The 16,480-nt window shown below is 66.3% G+C and carries 11 protein-coding genes and 2 rRNA genes; 4 read left to right on the top strand and 9 right to left on the bottom strand.

The genetic code is table 11. The features are described 5' to 3' along the window. Window positions 1–67: 67 nt before the first annotated feature. The 3 genes from EDD92_RS22880 (at window position 68) to EDD92_RS22870 (ending at window position 4,023) form a co-directional block, all read left to right on the top strand. Window positions 68–3,189, top strand: a 23S ribosomal RNA gene (locus EDD92_RS22880). 95 nt (window positions 3,190–3,284) lie between these two features. Beyond that, window positions 3,285–3,401: ribosomal RNA gene (rrf, locus tag EDD92_RS22875) — 5S ribosomal RNA — on the top strand. Window positions 3,402–3,471: 70 nt separating this feature from the next. Next, window positions 3,472–4,023 carry a GNAT family N-acetyltransferase gene (locus tag EDD92_RS22870; RefSeq protein WP_123966055.1) on the top strand — a complete coding sequence of 184 codons (552 nt, stop codon included), beginning with the start codon at window positions 3,472–3,474 and terminating at the stop codon, window positions 4,021–4,023. A gap of 16 nt (window positions 4,024–4,039) precedes the next feature. On the opposite strand, the gene EDD92_RS22865 is transcribed toward EDD92_RS22870, so the two are convergent. The 9 genes from EDD92_RS22865 to EDD92_RS22825 form a co-directional block, all read right to left on the bottom strand. Beyond that, window positions 4,040–5,533, bottom strand: coding sequence for a type IV secretory system conjugative DNA transfer family protein (locus EDD92_RS22865; RefSeq protein WP_123970498.1), 1,494 nt, complete (start codon window positions 5,531–5,533; stop codon window positions 4,040–4,042). A gap of 18 nt (window positions 5,534–5,551) precedes the next feature. Further along, a complete protein-coding gene (locus EDD92_RS22860; protein ID WP_123966054.1) occupies window positions 5,552–6,979 on the bottom strand; it encodes an ATP-binding protein in 1,428 nt (475 codons plus the stop codon). 13 nt (window positions 6,980–6,992) lie between these two features. Continuing rightward, window positions 6,993–8,552 (bottom strand): SCO6880 family protein, encoded by a 1,560-nt coding sequence (locus EDD92_RS22855; RefSeq protein WP_123966053.1) that lies wholly within the window; start codon window positions 8,550–8,552, stop codon window positions 6,993–6,995. After that, window positions 8,549–9,889 (bottom strand): hypothetical protein, encoded by a 1,341-nt coding sequence (locus EDD92_RS22850; protein WP_123966052.1) that lies wholly within the window; start codon window positions 9,887–9,889, stop codon window positions 8,549–8,551. The genes EDD92_RS22855 and EDD92_RS22850 overlap by 4 nt, the downstream gene beginning before the upstream one ends. Continuing rightward, on the bottom strand, window positions 9,879–10,712 hold the full coding sequence (locus tag EDD92_RS22845) for a hypothetical protein (RefSeq protein ID WP_123966051.1): 834 nt from the start codon (window positions 10,710–10,712) through the stop codon (window positions 9,879–9,881). The genes EDD92_RS22850 and EDD92_RS22845 overlap by 11 nt, the downstream gene beginning before the upstream one ends. Window positions 10,713–10,898: 186 nt before the next feature. Next, window positions 10,899–11,207, bottom strand: a complete 309-nt coding sequence (locus EDD92_RS22840; RefSeq protein ID WP_014673544.1) for a hypothetical protein — start codon at window positions 11,205–11,207, stop codon at window positions 10,899–10,901. Window positions 11,208–11,575: 368 nt separating this feature from the next. Continuing rightward, window positions 11,576–12,889, bottom strand: a complete 1,314-nt coding sequence (locus EDD92_RS22835; protein ID WP_123966050.1) for a S53 family peptidase — start codon at window positions 12,887–12,889, stop codon at window positions 11,576–11,578. Between the two features lie 206 nt (window positions 12,890–13,095). Further along, window positions 13,096–13,380, bottom strand: coding sequence for a hypothetical protein (locus EDD92_RS22830; protein WP_185124099.1), 285 nt, complete (start codon window positions 13,378–13,380; stop codon window positions 13,096–13,098). A gap of 217 nt (window positions 13,381–13,597) precedes the next feature. Beyond that, window positions 13,598–14,971 (bottom strand): S53 family peptidase, encoded by a 1,374-nt coding sequence (locus EDD92_RS22825; protein ID WP_123966048.1) that lies wholly within the window; start codon window positions 14,969–14,971, stop codon window positions 13,598–13,600. 361 nt (window positions 14,972–15,332) lie between these two features. On the opposite strand from EDD92_RS22825, the gene EDD92_RS22820 reads away from it, so the two are divergent. Further along, on the top strand, window positions 15,333–15,914 hold the full coding sequence (locus EDD92_RS22820; protein WP_123966047.1) for a hypothetical protein: 582 nt from the start codon (window positions 15,333–15,335) through the stop codon (window positions 15,912–15,914). The last annotated feature ends 566 nt before the right edge of the window (window positions 15,915–16,480 follow it).

Below are 16,480 nucleotides of genomic sequence, written 5' to 3'. Positions count from 1 at the left end.
CTTTTGGTTGGGGGTGATGGGTGGCTGGTCGTTGTTTGAGAACTGCACAGTGGACGCGAGCATCTGTGGCCAAGTTTTTAAGGGCGCACGGTGGATGCCTTGGCACCAGGAACCGATGAAGGACGTGGGAGGCCACGATAGGCCCGGGGAGTCGTCAACCAGGCTTTGATCCGGGGGTGTCCGAATGGGGAAACCCGGCAGTCGTCATGGGCTGTCACCCTTGCCTGAACACATAGGGCAAGTGGAGGGAACGCGGGGAAGTGAAACATCTCAGTACCCGCAGGAAGAGAAAACAACCGTGATTCCGGGAGTAGTGGCGAGCGAAACCGGATGAGGCCAAACCTACGACGTGTGAGACCCGGCAGGGGTTGCGTCGTGGGGGTTGTGGGATCTCTCTTCTGTCGTCTGCCGGCGACAGGACGAGTCAGAAACCGTTGATGTAGGCGAAGGACATGCGAAAGGTCCGGCGTAGAGGGTAAGACCCCCGTAGTCGAAACGTCAGCGGCTCGTTGGAGAGACACCCAAGTAGCACGGGGCCCGAGAAATCCCGTGTGAATCTGGCGGGACCACCCGCTAAGCCTAAATATTCCCTGGTGACCGATAGCGGATAGTACCGTGAGGGAATGGTGAAAAGTACCGCGGGAGCGGAGTGAAATAGTACCTGAAACCGTGTGCCTACAAGCCGTGGGAGCGTCGGACATCAAGCTTGCTTGGTGTCTCGTGACTGCGTGCCTTTTGAAGAATGAGCCTGCGAGTTTGCGGTGTGTTGCGAGGTTAACCCGGGTGGGGTAGCCGTAGCGAAAGCGAGTCCGAATAGGGCGTTTTAGTAGCACGCTCAAGACCCGAAGCGGAGTGATCTAGCCATGGGCAGGTTGAAGCGGAGGTAAGACTTCGTGGAGGACCGAACCCACCAGGGTTGAAAACCTGGGGGATGACCTGTGGTTAGGGGTGAAAGGCCAATCAAACTCCGTGATAGCTGGTTCTCCCCGAAATGCATTTAGGTGCAGCGTCGTGTGTTTCTTGCCGGAGGTAGAGCACTGGATAGGCGATGGGCCCTACCGGGTTACTGACCTTAGCCAAACTCCGAATGCCGGTAAGTGAGAGCGCGGCAGTGAGACTGTGGGGGATAAGCTCCATGGTCGAGAGGGAAACAGCCCAGAGCATCGACTAAGGCCCCTAAGCGTACGCTAAGTGGGAAAGGATGTGGAGTCGCACAGACAACCAGGAGGTTGGCTTAGAAGCAGCCACCCTTGAAAGAGTGCGTAATAGCTCACTGGTCTAGTGATTCCGCGCCGACAATGTAGCGGGGCTCAAGCGTACCGCCGAAGTCGTGTCATTGCAGTAATACTCCCAACGGAGGCTGTGATGGGTAGGGGAGCGTCGTGTGCCGGGTGAAGCAGCGCCGGAAGGCAGTTGTGGACGGTTCACGAGTGAGAATGCAGGCATGAGTAGCGATTCACACGTGAGAAACGTGTGCGCCGATTGACTAAGGGTTCCTGGGTCAAGCTGATCTGCCCAGGGTAAGTCGGGACCTAAGGCGAGGCCGACAGGCGTAGTCGATGGATAACCGGTTGATATTCCGGTACCCGCTGTGAAGCGTCAAACATCGAACCAGGCGATGCTAAGTCCGTGAAGCCGCCCCGGAGCCTTCGGGCAAAGGGGAGTGGTGGAGCCGACGGACCAGACCTGTAGTAGGTGAGTGATGGGGTGACGCAGGAAGGTAGTCCAGCCCGGGCGGTGGTTGTCCCGGGGTAAGGGTGTAGCCCGAGTGGTAGGCAAATCCGCCACTCATATGGGGTGAGACCTGATGCCGAGCCGATTGTGGTGAAGTGGATGATCCTATGCTGTCGAGAAAAGCCTCTAGCGAGTTTCATGGCGGCCCGTACCCTAAACCGACTCAGGTGGTCAGGTAGAGAATACCGAGGCGTTCGGGTGAACTATGGTTAAGGAACTCGGCAAAATGCCCCCGTAACTTCGGGAGAAGGGGGGCCACACCTGGTGATGGGCTTTACGTCCTGAGCTGGGGGTGGCCGCAGAGACCAGCGAGAAGCGACTGTTTACTAAAAACACAGGTCCGTGCGAAGCCGTAAGGCGATGTATACGGACTGACGCCTGCCCGGTGCTGGAACGTTAAGGGGACCGGTTAGCTCCATTTCGGTGGGGCGAAGCTGAGAACTTAAGCGCCAGTAAACGGCGGTGGTAACTATAACCATCCTAAGGTAGCGAAATTCCTTGTCGGGTAAGTTCCGACCTGCACGAATGGCGTAACGACTTCTCGACTGTCTCAACCATAGGCCCGGTGAAATTGCACTACGAGTAAAGATGCTCGTTTCGCGCAGCAGGACGGAAAGACCCCGGGACCTTTACTACAGTTTGATATTGGTGTTCGGTTCGGCTTGTGTAGGATAGCTGGGAGACTGTGAAGCTTGGACGCCAGTTCAGGTGGAGTCGTCGTTGAAATACCAGTCTGGTCGTGCTGGATGTCTAACCTGGGTCCGTGATCCGGATCAGGGACAGTGTCTGATGGGTAGTTTAACTGGGGCGGTTGCCTCCTAAAGAGTAACGGAGGCGCCCAAAGGTTCCCTCAGCCTGGTTGGCAATCAGGTGTTGAGTGTAAGTGCACAAGGGAGCTTGACTGTGAGACCGACGGGTCGAGCAGGGACGAAAGTCGGGACTAGTGATCCGGCGGTGGCTTGTGGAAGCGCCGTCGCTCAACGGATAAAAGGTACCCCGGGGATAACAGGCTGATCTTCCCCAAGAGTCCATATCGACGGGATGGTTTGGCACCTCGATGTCGGCTCGTCGCATCCTGGGGCTGGAGTCGGTCCCAAGGGTTGGGCTGTTCGCCCATTAAAGCGGTACGCGAGCTGGGTTTAGAACGTCGTGAGACAGTTCGGTCCCTATCCGCTGTGCGCGCAGGAGTCTTGAGAAGGGCTGTCCCTAGTACGAGAGGACCGGGACGGACGAACCTCTGGTGTGCCAGTTGTCCTGCCAAGGGCATGGCTGGTTGGCTACGTTCGGGAGGGATAACCGCTGAAAGCATCTAAGCGGGAAGCCTGCTTCGAGATGAGGACTCCCACCCACTTGATGGGGTAAGGCTCCCAGTAGACGACTGGGTTGATAGGCCGGATCTGGAAGCACCGCAAGGTGTGGAGGTGACCGGTACTAATAGGCCGAGGGCTTGTCCTCAGTTGCTCGCGTCCACTGTGTTGGTTCTGAAACCACGAACGGCCCCGCGTCCGGTCACGGCGTGGTGCGGCAGACGTTCGACAGTTTCATAGTGTTTCGGTGGTTATAGCGTGAGGGAAACGCCCGGTTACATTCCGAACCCGGAAGCTAAGCCTTACAGCGCCGATGGTACTGCAGGGGGGACCCTGTGGGAGAGTAGGACGCCGCCGAACAAATCTTGAGAAAACCCCCGTACCGATAACCGGTACGGGGGTTTTCTGCATTTCCGGTACGGTGGCCCGCATGACGTACAAGATCCGTTCCATACGTGCCGACGAGTGGGCCCAGGTCAAGGAGCTGCGGCTCGCGGCGTTGCGGGATCCCGTTGCGCATCTGGCTTTCCTTGAGACCCTCGATCAGGCCGCTGCCCAGCCGGACTCCTTCTGGCAGGGGCGGGCCATCGGGGGTGCCGAAGGTGCGACCGGGGCGCAGCAGATCATCGCGGAGGGTCCGGACGGGGAATGGGTCGGAACTCTGACCGTGCTGATCGAGGAGGCCGGCACTCAGGACTGGACCGGGCTCACGGTCGAGCGGAGGCAGGGGCACATCGTCGGTGTGTTCGTGCGGCCCGAATACCGCGGGATCGGGCTGACCGAAGTGCTCTTCGACGCCGGTCTGGAGTGGGCCTGGGGGCGTGACGTGGAGCGGGTGCGGCTCATCGTCCACGAGGACAACGACCGGGCCCGCCGTTTCTACGGCAAGGCCGGGTTCGTACTCACCGGGCTCGTCGTGCCGCTCGGTGAGGACACCGAGGAGCGCGAGCTGGAGATGGCTGTCGAGCGCGAGAAGCTCTAGAGGCTTGTCCGGAGGGCTACACCGGCAGTTCGTCGTGCGGCCAGCGGGCGCGGCCCTGTTCGCTGGAGCGGAGCAGGCCCAGGGTCGGCAGGCCCCGGTCCGCTCCTGTGGCCAGTAGCTCCGGGAGCTGGGGAAGCGGAGCCACGGCTGCGACGTCGTCGAGGACGAGTGTGAGTGGTGGGTCGAGGCGACCGGAGGATGACCGTTCGGCCATGCGCCGGCCGCGCTCGACCACGCTTGAGACGAGGGCCGTCAGAAGGGGCATCGCGCCCGGGTTGGTTCTGGGGTCCTCGATGGATTCCCCCACCACATAAAGCGTGCCCCCTTCATGGACGAAGGAATCCAAGGTGAGGGCATCTGTTCGGTTTGGAGTGCATGCCTCGCGGATGTTGACCGTGAAGAGGGCGGAGAGAGCTCGGCTGGTCAACTCCTGGGCCATGTCACGGCGTTCGGGGTGTGCGGTGAGTGCGGCCTCGAGTTCGCCCGCAGAGCCGGGGGCAGCCTTGGGATTCGTACGGAGGATGCGGACCGCGTCCTGGACCTGGGCGCCCTGGGACCAGCGGTGGACGTGGCGGATGGTGCGGCCGTCGACGGCGGCCGCGTGTAGGTAGCTGCGCAGGAGCGTTTCGGCTGTTGCTGCCAGGGCCTGGTCGAGTTTGGCCATGGGGCGGATCGGGGCGAGGAGGGCGGCGGCTCTGGCCGTGGCCGTCTGTTTGTCCTCGCAGCCCGTGGTGGGGGACCAGTGCAGGCGGGCCGGGGTGTCGCAGAGGTGGGCGGGGTCGTAGAGGAGGACGGGGCCCAGTTTTGCCCGGGCGTCCTTGGTGTCCGACCAGACCGCCGGGTTCGAGGTGATGACGAGGGCCGGGCCTTCCGCGTCGCGTACGGCCTGGGTGGCGGTCGCCTGGCGGGTTTCTCTCGGGGCTACGACGAGTGTTTCCCGAGCTCCGCTCATTCCGCCCACCCCGGCCAACGTCGTCCGGTCGTCGGCGAACAGGGAGGGTGAGGGCTCGGATGTGGGTGCCGGTTCCTGGAGGAGTTCCGTCGGCTGCGGTTCGGGCGGTGCCGTCCTCGGTGTCGGGACCTCGTGGTGCGTCGGCTCGGGTGTGGGGCGGTCGAGTGGCGTCGGATGTTCCGCGCGTCGCTTCAGGCGGCCTGCGCGCCAACGTGCGAACGTGCCCATCGCGAACACCGTCAGGACGAACAGCACCATCAGCTGGCCGATGAACAGGCCCCAGAACAGGCCGTAGCCGGAGAGCTGCGTGCCCGGGGTGTCGGGCCAGGCGCCCGGGATGTCGTGCGGTTGGCCGATGAGGTGGCGCATGGCGAGGGGGGTGCGGGTGAAGGTGACGCCATTTGGCCAGCTGCCCTTGGCGAACAGGCCGGCGAGGCCCGTGGCCGTCCACACCAGAAGGGTCATGCCGAGGAGGAAGGCGAGTATGCCGAGCAGGAGCCCGTCCGGGATGCCGCCCTGCCCGTCCCGGGGGTCTCTTCGCCGGTCGTCCGGTCTCACCACGTCCCGCCTCCCCTGCTACGCCACCGTCGACTCGGACGGCCCCTCGAAGTCGCTCAGGTGCTGTTCCACGAAGGCGGCCGCGCGCTCCTCCGCCTCCAGCTCGGCGGCGCGCAGGGCGTCGACGGTCAGGTCTCGGTCGGCGGACGACTCCGTCATCGCACGGTCGGTGAAGACCAGTGGGCGTTCCGTCTCGGTGATCAGGTGTTTGACGACCTGGACATTGCCGTTGACGTCCCACACCGCGATGCCGGGGGTGAGGGTGGGGATGATCTCCACTGCCCAGCGGGGGAGGCCCAGGACGCGGCCCGTCGCCCGCGCCTCGTCGGCTTTCTGGGCGTAGATCGTCCTCGTCGACGCCATCTTCAGGATGGCCGCGGCTTCCTTTGCCGCCGCGCCGTCGACGACGTCCGACAGGTGGTGGACCACCGCCACGAACGACAGACCGAGCCGGCGGCCGAACTTCAGCAGCCGCTGGAACAGCTGGGCCACGAAGGGGCTGTTGATGATGTGCCAGGCCTCCTCGACCAGGAAGATGCGCTTCTTCCGGTCGGGTCGGATCCAGGTGTGTTCCAGCCATACACCGACGATCGCCATCAGGATCGGCATGGCGATGGAGTTGCGGTCGATGTGGGACAAATCGAACACGATGAGGGGCGCGTCCAGGTCGATGCCGACCGTGGTCGGGCCGTCGAACATGCCGCGGAGGTCACCGTCGACCAGGCGGTCCAGGACCAGGGCCACGTCCAGGCCCCAGGCCCGTACGTCCTCTATGGCGACGTTCATCGCCTCGGCCGACTCCGGTTCGGGGTGCCGTAGCTGCTCGACGATGTCGGTGAGGACCGGCTGGCGCTCGACGATCGTCTCGTTGACGTAGGCGTGCGCGACCTTCAGGGCGAAGCCGGAGCGCTCGTCCAGGCCGTGGCCCATCGCGACCTCGATGATCGTCCGGAGCAGGGCGAGCTGGCCCGTCGTCGTGATCGCCGGGTCGAGGGGGTTGAGGCGGATGCCGTGGTCCAGGGCCGCCGTCGGGTCGAGCCGGATGGGAGTTATCCCCAGCTCTTCCGCGATCAGGTTCCATTCGCCGACGCCGTCCTCGCCCTGGGCGTCGAGGACGACGACCTGGCGGTCGCGGAAGCGCAGCTGCCGTAGGACGTAGGTCTTCTCCAGGGCCGACTTGCCGTTGCCGGACTCGCCGAGGACCAGCCAGTGGGGGGCCGGGAGCTGCTGGCCGTACAGCTGGAAGGGGTCGTAGATGTAGCCCTTGCCGGAGTAGACCTCGCGGCCGATGATCACGCCCGAGTCGCCGAGGCCCGGGGCGGCCGTGGGCAGGTAGACCGCCTGGGCCTGGCCTGTCGACGTGCGCACCGGCAGCCGGGTCGTCTCGACCTTCCCGAAGAGGAAGGACGTGAAGGCGTCGGTCAGGACGGACAGCGGATCCCGCATCAGAGCTCAGCCCCTACCTTCGGATGCCGGTGGCGAACGGGAGCGTGTTCACGAAGGCGCGATGGTGTTCTCTGTCGCACCACTCCAGCTTCAGGTACGACTTTCCGGCCGAGGCGCGGATGGTCCGCTTGTCGCGGGCGAGGGCCTCGGGGGAGCGGGAGGAGACGGTGATGTAGCCGACCAGGTTCACGCCTGCCGCGCCGCTGGCCAGGTCTTCGCCGCGCTGGTCCAGGCGGTTGTGGGCGGCGACGTCGCGGGGGTCGACGGTGCGGTTCATCTTGGCGGCGCGGGAGGCCTCGGCCTCGTCGTTGGTCTTCTCGGTCAGCATGCGTTCGATGGCTACCTCGGTGGGTTCGAGATCCATCGTGACGGCGACCGTTCGGATGACGTCCGGGGTGTGGACGAGCAGCGGGGCCAGGAAGTTGACGCCGACGGGTGTCATCGGCCACTCCTTCACCCAGGCCGTGGCGTGGCACCAGGGCGCGCGGGTGGACGACTCCCGGGTCTTGGCCTGGAGGAACGTCGGCTCCATGGCGTCCAGTTCGGCAGGCCAGGCGTTGCGCTTGGTCATCGCCTGGATGTGGTCGATCGGGTGGTCGGGGTCGTACATGGAGTGGATGAGGGAGGCGAGACGGCCCTGCCCGAGGGGCTGGCGTACGCGGATGTCCGCCTCCTGGAGGCGGGAGCAGATGTCCGTCAGCTCACGGGCCATGACGACCGCGAGACCGGCGTCCCGGTCCACCTTGCGGCCGTTCTGGGGACGCGCGGCACGGGCCATCGCCTGTGCCTCGGCCGCGAGGTCGCGGGTGAAGTGCATGCAGGCGACGAGGTAGGCGCGGTGCTGCTCGCTGCTCGTCGACACCATCGACTGCAGTTGGTCGTACGACTGCTGCAGCCAGCCCAGCGACTTCTCGTCCCCGCGGATGGCGACGTCCTTGGCGTGGGCGTCCGGGTCGGCGGGGAGGGTGCGGGCGAGCATTTGCAGGCGGGTGACGAAGCCGTCCCCGTTGGCGACGTGCTTGAGAAGCGTGCCGAAGCGGTCGACGAGGGCTTCCTGGTCCTCGGAGTCGCGCAGGCCGACGCCGGGGCCTTCGATTTCGATGGCTGCTGTCACTGTGCGGCGGTCCGCGTGGAGGAGTACGGCGATCTCGTCCGGGCCGAAGGGGGCGGCCAGCCAGGTGATGCGGCCGATCCCGGGAGGCGGGCCGATCTCGACCTCGCGTCCGTCGAGCCGCGTACCGGCCTCGATGACACCGCTGCGGTAGAGGGTGCCCTGCTTCAGGGTGCGCTTGTAACTGCGGTTGATCTCGAACCACTTGTAGAACGTGCGGTGCTTGTACGGCACGTAGACCGCCATCAGCGCCAGCAGCGGGAAGCCCATCAGCAGCACGATGCGCAGGGAGAGGACGGGGACCAGGAGCCCGCACATCATGCCGAGGAACGCACCCGCGATGATCAGCGCGATCTCGCCGGACTCGCGGTTGCGGCCGACGATCGCGTTCGGCCGGGCGCGGCCGATGAGATATGTACGGCGGGGCGTGACCGGATGGGACAGGTGGGACTCGGTCGTCAACGCCCTTCACCTCCCGTGCGGTTGGTACTGCTGTTGCGGGTGTTGCTGGCGTGCGGCGTGTTCACCGGGCTCGACGAACGGGGTGCGGGTGCGGCGGAGGGGACGGATCCGCCGCCACCGTTCGAGGGGCGGGTGCTGTGGGCGGCGACGCCGCCGGAGGCCGGGTTGGCCGGGCGGGGGCCGCCGTTGGAGGACGACTGGCCGCCGCCTCCGTTGTCGTTGGCGCGGGCGCTGTGGGTCTTGATGCCCTGCGCGACCATGGTCGCCGGGGAGCTGATGACCGCGGCGGCCTTGCCCTCGGCCCCCTGCATGATGCGGTTGTTGCGGCCGCTGGCGATCTCGTCGCCGAAGCCGGGGACGAAGCGGTAGATCATCGCCGAGGCGAAGATCGCCAGCAGGATGATGGCGAGGCCGGAGACGACGGCGGAGAACGAGTCCGGGCCGTTCGCGGAGGAGAGCGCGCCGGCGAGGCCCAGCACGATCACGATGATCGGCTTCACGAGGATGACGGCGATCATGATGCCGGCCCAGCGGCGGACGTGGCTCCACAGGTTCTTGTCGACCAGGCCTGCGTAGACGACGGTGCCGAGGAGGGCGCCGACGTAGAGGAGGGCGGCGCGGATGACGAGCTCCAGCCAGAGCACGCCTGCGGCAAGGATGCTGACCAGGGACACGACGATCAGCATGATGGGGCCGCCGCCGATGTTCTCGCCCTTGTTGAGGGCGCCGGAGAACGTGCCGAAGAAGGTGTCCGTCTGGTCGCCGGTCGTCTTGGCGAGGACGTCGGTCACGCCGTCGGTCGCGGATACGACGGTGTAGAGGATCAGGGGCGTGAAGGCCGAGGCGAGCACCGTGAGCCAGAGGAAGCCGATCGCCTCCGAGATGGCCGTCGTGAGGGGGACACCTCGGACGGCTCGCTTGGCCACGGCCAGCAGCCAGAGCAGGAGGGTGAGGATCGTGGAGGCCGCGAAGACGACTGCGTACTGCTGAAGGAACTTCTGGTTGGTGAAGTCGACGTTCGCGGTTTCTTTAACGGCCTCGCTGAGCTTGTCGACGGTCCAGGAGGCGGCCTTTGCGCAGCCCTTGGCGAGGGAGGAGAGGGGGTCGAGGGTGGAGGTGGGGTCCACCAGGGAGCCGCCAGTGCCGGTGGTGCCTTTGTCGCCGTTGCCGCGTTCGCAGTAGTCCTTGGCGGGGCCGCGGATGAGGTCGCAGGGGTCGTTGCTCGTCGTGGGGTTGGGCGTTGGTGCGGCGAAGGCGCGGGTGGCCAGCAGCACGGCAGCGGCCTGGACGGTGGCGACGGCGGCCGTGACCTTGACGATGCGGTGGTTAGCGCGCATAGGTGAAGCCTCCGTACTCCTCGACAGCCTTCGTCATGTCGTCGGCGGTGGAAGCCTTCTGATCCCGACCGACCGGCACGGGTCCGTCCTTCTGCTGGAAGTCTGTGACCTTCCAGTCGTTGTCGATCCACTTCAGCTGGTACGTCGTGGTGTACCAGCTCTCGGACACCGGGTTCGTCGAGCTCTCACCGGACAGGCCGAAGAGCGACGTGTACCAGACCTCGACGGTGGCGGTGCTCGCAGTGGAGGAGGTGACCTTGGTGCCTACCGGAATGACGCGGGAGACGAAGGTCTGTCCGCTCGGAGCCCGGCCGTCCTTGTCGAGGCCGATGTTGGTCAGGAACTTCTCGCTCGAGTACGCGCTGTCCAGGGCGGACTGCCGAGCGGCGGCGACCTCGGGGGCGTAGACCGCACCCACGATCGCGTGCCGACTGGCGGTGTTGAACATGTCGGAGGAGCCCAGCGCGACTGAGTAGTTCGCCGCAGCGCTCTGCGCCCCCTGCTGGTCATGCGTGAACCCCGTCGGGATCCCGCCCGCCGTCGTCCGTACCGGCTTCGTGCCGCTGGCAGCCGTAGACGCAGCGTCCGGCTTGCTTCCGCTCCCGGTGTCCGAAGAGGAATCGCCTCCTCCACGGTTCGCGAAGGCGATCGCGGCGATGAGCAGGACCACCACGCCCACCACCGTGATCAGGCTCCGGGACGACGAGCGGCCGCCGCGCCGTGCGCCCCCGTACACATCGCCGCCCCCCTCGGGCAGCCTGGTCCGGGTCTGGCCCGTGCCGCCGTAACCGCCGGAGGCCTCGTGCTCGTCTCCGAGACTCATGCCGTGTACGCCCTCTCCAGCTCGTAGACATACGACGGTAGCCGTGCTGGTTCCCGCGCGGGCGCGGTGTGGTGACTCGACATCAGGGAAACGCAACCTCAGCCGGTGGGCACGACGGGCGGGTGGGGGTAGAGGGGACCGGGCGGGCCCGGCGGGGACTGGAGGACGCCTGCCGTAAAAGGCCTGCTAGACAGCCATGCCGTACACGATGGTGAAGAGCGTGCCCAGCGAACCGATGATGAATACCCCGGTGAGACCGGCGATGATGAGGCCTTTGCCTTGTTCCGCGCTGAAGGTGTCGCGGAGCGCGGTCGCGCCGATGCGCTGCTTGGCGGCGCCCCAGACGGCGATGCCGAGGCAGAGGAGAATGGCGACGGCCATCACCACCTCGATCATGACCTTCGCCTCGTTGCCCAGGCTGCCGAAGGGGCCCCAGTCCGGAGCGATCCCGCCGATGATGGTGTTGATGTCTCCCTTGTCGGCCGCAAAGAGCATGTAAGTCACCGCCCCTGGTGGGTAGTTCCGCAGTCCCCTGCGGGGGTGCAGAGGTCAGGCTCATTCTCGCCGACAATGCTGCCTTCGTATGTCGACTTGGCGTCATTGCATGGCGGGTTTCGTACGAATAGCTGTTAGGTCACTCTGTGTATCACGGCAGGTCACGCCGGGCAATGAGGCCTGAGCGGAACCTGTGATGGGGTTCCGTCGTTGACCCCTCTTACGACCTGAATCGTTCCTGACGGGGGGTCGGGTGAGGGGTCGAGCCGATGTTCTCCGGGTGACGGGCGAACGGAAGAAGAGTATCCGGTACGGCGAACGGGCCGCGGCCGGTGGCCGCGGCCCGTTCGGTGACGGAGGGTCAGTCGTCAGCCGGTGAAGGCGGAGACCCCCTCCGGGGTGCCCCAGCCGGTCGGGCCGTCGTACCCCGACCGGGCGGTGCACAGGTAGCTCGTGGAGCAGCTGCCGTTGTTGCCGCTCGTCACGTCGTTCAGCGCCGAGGTGCCGGCTGCCGCGTAGGGGAAGGAGGCCGGGTAGGAGGAGGACGAGGGGGTGCCGGCGAGGGCGTAGACGCCCGCGATGATCGGAGACGAGGCGCTGGTGCCGCCGAAGGTGTACCAGCCGGCGGTGATGCCGTAGGAGTCGTAGACGGAGACGCCGGTGGCGGGGTCGGCGACGGCCGAGACGTCGGAGATCGTGCGCTTGGTGCAGCCGGTGTCGGTCTGCCAGGTCGGCTTGGCGTCGTAGGAGGAGCAGCCGGAGCCTGTGCCTTCGGTGCTTGACGTCTTCCAGACGGTTTCCGTCCAGCCTCGGGTGGTGGAGGTGGACTTGGAGAGCGCGGTGCCGCCCACCGAGGTCACGTAGCGGGAGGCCGCCGGGTATTCGGCGCCGTAGCCGCTGTCGCCCGCGCTCACGGTGATGGCCACGCCCGCGTGGTTGAAGTACGAGGAGTCGTAGCTCGTGTCGGAGGAGGACTCGGAGCCGCCGTAGCTGTTGGAGACGTACTTCGCGCCGAGGGTGACCGCGCGGTTCACCGCCGTGCCGAGGTTGGCCATCGTCGCGGAGGTCGCCTCGACGAGCAGGATGTGGCAGTTCGGGCAGATGGCGGACGCCATGTCGAGGTCGAGCGAGATCTCCTCGGCCCAGCCGGTGTTGGCCGAAGGCAGGGAGGTCGTCGAGCCGGTCTGGCTGACTTTCTTGAAGCAGCCGTTGGCGGTGGTGCAGGCGGAGAGGTCGTAGTACGAGCGGTAGGTGGCGAGGTCGGTCTCGGCGTTCGGGTCGTCGTAGGCGTCGACGATGGCGATGGTCTCGCCGGAGCCGTTGGAGGCGGCGGCTGAGGTGAGGCCGTAGGCCGACTGGAGGTCGGTGGGGCCGTAGCCGGAGGGGGTGGCCGCGTCGGCTGCCTTGGGGGTGACGCCCGTCCTTGCCGCCTGCTGCTTCTGGAAAGCGGTGAGGCCGCCGGTGACGCGGTAGGAGTTGCAGGCCAGTTCGCCCTTGTGGGCGGGGGTGGCGCAGGGGGTTGCGGTCCAGGTGACCTTGGTGGAGGCGGCCTGCTGGGTCGCGTCGGCCTGGACGGCGGTGCCGAAGCCGGTGAGGAGCAGGGCGGCCGTGGCGGCCGCTGCAGTGGTGATACGACGCCAACCGCGGCGGCCGGCCGGTCTGTCGGGGGGAGTGGAACGCATCGTGCAGCCTCCTGATGTTCCCGGTGTTTCCGACGGGGGTGGAACAGGGGCGGTGCGGGTGCGTTGACGACCCTCTCTTGTTGAGTACGCGACAACAAGAGAGGGTCGGAATCCTGACTTCCGGCTTACCGAACGCGGTCTGAGCCTTTACTCAACTCACAGGCAGCTCACGGGAGTTGTATTGATCGTTGCCTGTGTCTGTTCCGCTAGCGCGTGGTGCACTTGGGGTAGGTCGAACCCTCGACGCAGTTGTTGTAGGCGCTGTAGCTGACGTCGACCTCTTCCTCGTCGCCGCCCTTCGGGCGGACCATCAGCTCGTACTCGGTGTGGCAGCTGCGGGTCTTCTTCGTGCCCTTCTTCTTCGTCTTGCACTCGTGGTCCGTGTTCTTGCTGACGACGGTGCCGGTGACGTTCTTCGAGCTGCTGCTGCAACCGGCCAGTGGCGCGGTGAGGGCGGCGACGGTGAGCAGGACTGCGAGCGTGCGCTTCATGTGGTTCCCCCGGGCGTCGTGGATCGGACGGCGACGTTCTCCGGAAGATGGTGCCCGATGCACAGCCATGTCAGAACAGCGGGGCCGCACGGGAAAACGGGCCGCGGCCGGCTGCCGTGACCCGTTTCCCTTTCCGTGCCGCCGAGGAGGCCCCACGTACTCCCTCGTTCCGGCGGCTCCCCGTGACCCGACGGGGTGGCCTTGCCGCGTACTGCTGTCAGCTCGCCGTGAAGGCGTCGAGGCCCTCGGGGGTGCCCCAGCCGGTCGGGCCGTCGTAGCCCGACTTCGCGGTGCAGAAGTAGCTGGTGGAGCAGGAGCCGTTGCTGCCGCTGGTCACGTCGTTGAGGGCGGAGGTGCCGGCCGCGTTGTAGGGGTACTGCGCCGGGTAGTCGCTGCTGCCCGGGGTGCCGGCGAGGGCGTAGACCGACGCGATGAGCGGGGAGGAGGCGCTGGTGCCGCCGTAGGTGTTCCAGCCGGTGCCGTCGGAGCCGTAGGTGTCGTAGACGGAGACGCCGGTGGCGGGGTCGGCGACGGCGGAGACGTCACCGATCATGCGCTTGGTGCAGCCGGTGTCGGTCTGCCAGGAGGGCTTGGCGTCGTACGAGGAGCAGCCGGAGCCGGTGCCCTCGGTGCTGCTGGTGTTCCAGACGCTCTCGGTCCAGCCGCGGCTGTTGGAGGAGGTGGAGAGCTTGGTGCCGCCGACTGCCGTGACGTACTTCGAAGCGGCCGGGTATTCGGCGCCGTAGCCGCTGTCGCCGGCGCTCGCGGTGATGGCGACGCCCGGGTGGTTGTAGTACGAGGAGTCGTACGTCGTGTCCGAGGAGGACTCGGAGCCGCCGTAGCTGTTGGAGACGAACTTGGCGCCGAGCTTGACGGCCTCGTTCACGGCCGTACCCAGGTTGGCGTCGCTCGCGGACTTCGCCTCCACGAGGAGGATGTTGCAGTTCGGGCAGGTCGCGCTGACCATGTCGAGGTCGAGGGAGATCTCACCGGCCCAGCCGCTGTCGGCGGTCGGGAGGGAGGTCGTGGAGCCGGTCTGGGAGACCTTGGTGAAGCAGCCGTTGTCGGTCGTGCAGTCCGACAGGCCGTAGTACGAACGGTAAGTGGCCAGGTCCGCCTCGGCGTTCGGATCGTCGTACGCGTCGACGATGGCGACGGTCTCGCCGGAGCCGTTGGAGGAGGCCGCGTCCGTCAGGCCGTAGGCCGACTGGATGTCGCTCGGGCCGTAGCCGGTCGGGTCGTCGGTCGCGGCGTTCGGCTTGATGGTCTTGGGGGCGACGCCCTTGAGCGCGGCCTGCTTCTCCATGAAGGCGGTGGTGCCGCCGGTGACGCGCAGGGCGTTGCACGCGGCGTAGCCCTTCTTCGGGGTCGCACCACAGGCCTTCGTGTATTGCACGTGCGCCTTGGCGACCTGCGCGGCGATCGCCTTGGTGCTGACCCTGTGGGCGGCCGTCGTGGTCGTGGTGGCGGCGTTCGCCTGGACCGCGGTGCCGAATCCGGCGAGGACCAGCGCTGCGGTGGCCGCGGCGGCCGAGCCGATCCGGCGCCATCTGCCGGATATGTGGGGGAAGTTGGGGGTGGTCGTACGCAACGTACAGCCTCCTGGGAGTGGTGGGCAGAGGCCTGCGGTGGGGGGACTGCCGGGGGTTCTCGGCAGGGGCGGCGACCCGCGTAGACCATCGCTTGTTGAGTACGCGACAAACAAGGCAGTTTCGGAATACTGACTTCCGCATTACTGAAGGGGGTTGGCGGATTGCTGCTCAATGGCGGTGCGATGGAGGGGCGTTGGGCGTGGCTTGACTTCGCGCACAGCATTTGGACAGGTGGGGGACAGGTTTACGCGCGTCACGTGCCCGCCGTGGCCGGCTCTGCTCCGGCAGGGCGGGGTCAAGTCTGCGTCATGTGGCATCGGCGTCTGAGAGGGCGGGAGTTGGCCGACGTATGTAGTTGGCATGTGGATGGCGACCCCGAAGAAGAGCAGTCCTGTGATCCAGCACCGCATCGTCCTCGCGTCGGCCGCAGGCCTCGTCTGCGCCTTCCTGCTGGCGGCGTGCGACTCGTCGAACAGCGACGTCTCCGGTACGAGCGCTGCCGGCGTCGCGCCGGTCGCGTCGGCTCCGGCGACGTCGGCGTCGGCGACCTTGGCGCCGGCCGGTGGAGGGGACTCCGGGAGCGGGCAGACGGCCACGGTGAGGGCCGAGGCCGTCAAGGGCGGGGGCAGCGTGGTCACCGACGGCACCGGGGCGACCCTCTACCGCTACGACAAGGACCGGCCGAATCCGTCCAGGTGGACGTGTGCGGGTGCGTGCGTGAAGACGTGGATCCCCGTCATCGTGCCGGACTCCGTGCGGACGGTGGGCGTCGAGAAGAGCCTTCTCGGCACGGTCCACCGTGACGGCAGGAAGCAACTCACCCTCGGGGGGTGGCCGTTGTACCGGTATGTGGGGGATACCGGGGCGGGGCAGCTGAACGGGCAGGGGAAGGACGGGGAGTGGTATGCGGTGACGCCGTCCGGGGGGAAATCGGTGTTCTGAGTGATCTCTAGCGTTCGCGCCGGGTCAGGGAACTGTATGCGCCGAAGTCCGGAACCTTCTCCCGGTTGGATGAGACGTCGATTCCGTGGCGGCTTTCCTTCGACTCTTCGCCGTCGGCCTCGATCGTCCGCCGCATGACGCCATCAGTGGTGAATTCGTAAGTCTCTGTGCGGACGGACCCCGAGTCCCGTACGGGTTCCGGGCTGAACCTGTCGTAGCGGCAGAAAGGGCCGAAGGCGGGCGTGGGCTGCAGCCCGTGCGGGCCTGTGCGGACTCGGTCGGGGTTTGTGCTGCGAGAGCTCGGCGCGTCGAGGGGCGGGAAGCTGCTGTGGGCAATGTCAGTCCGGTGGCCTAACGTGATGGTGTGGGTTCGGAGAGTGATGGGAGGGTGTTGTGGCGAAGGTGGAGCCGCGGGGCAGGAGGGCTGCGCACGCGTGGGTGGACCGTGACCCGGAGGCGGGGGAGCAGGTCGCACAGTACGGTGGATTCGACGCTGAGCGGGATGTCGGACCTCCCAGTGACCCCGCTCGTGCAGCCGGCGAGGAGGAGGGACGGAGGCAGCGAGC

Origin of the sequence: Streptomyces sp. TLI_185 (genome assembly GCF_003814765.1) — a bacterium.
Classification (GTDB): domain Bacteria; phylum Actinomycetota; class Actinomycetes; order Streptomycetales; family Streptomycetaceae; genus Streptomyces.
This window is presented reverse-complemented; position numbering and strand designations above follow the sequence as displayed.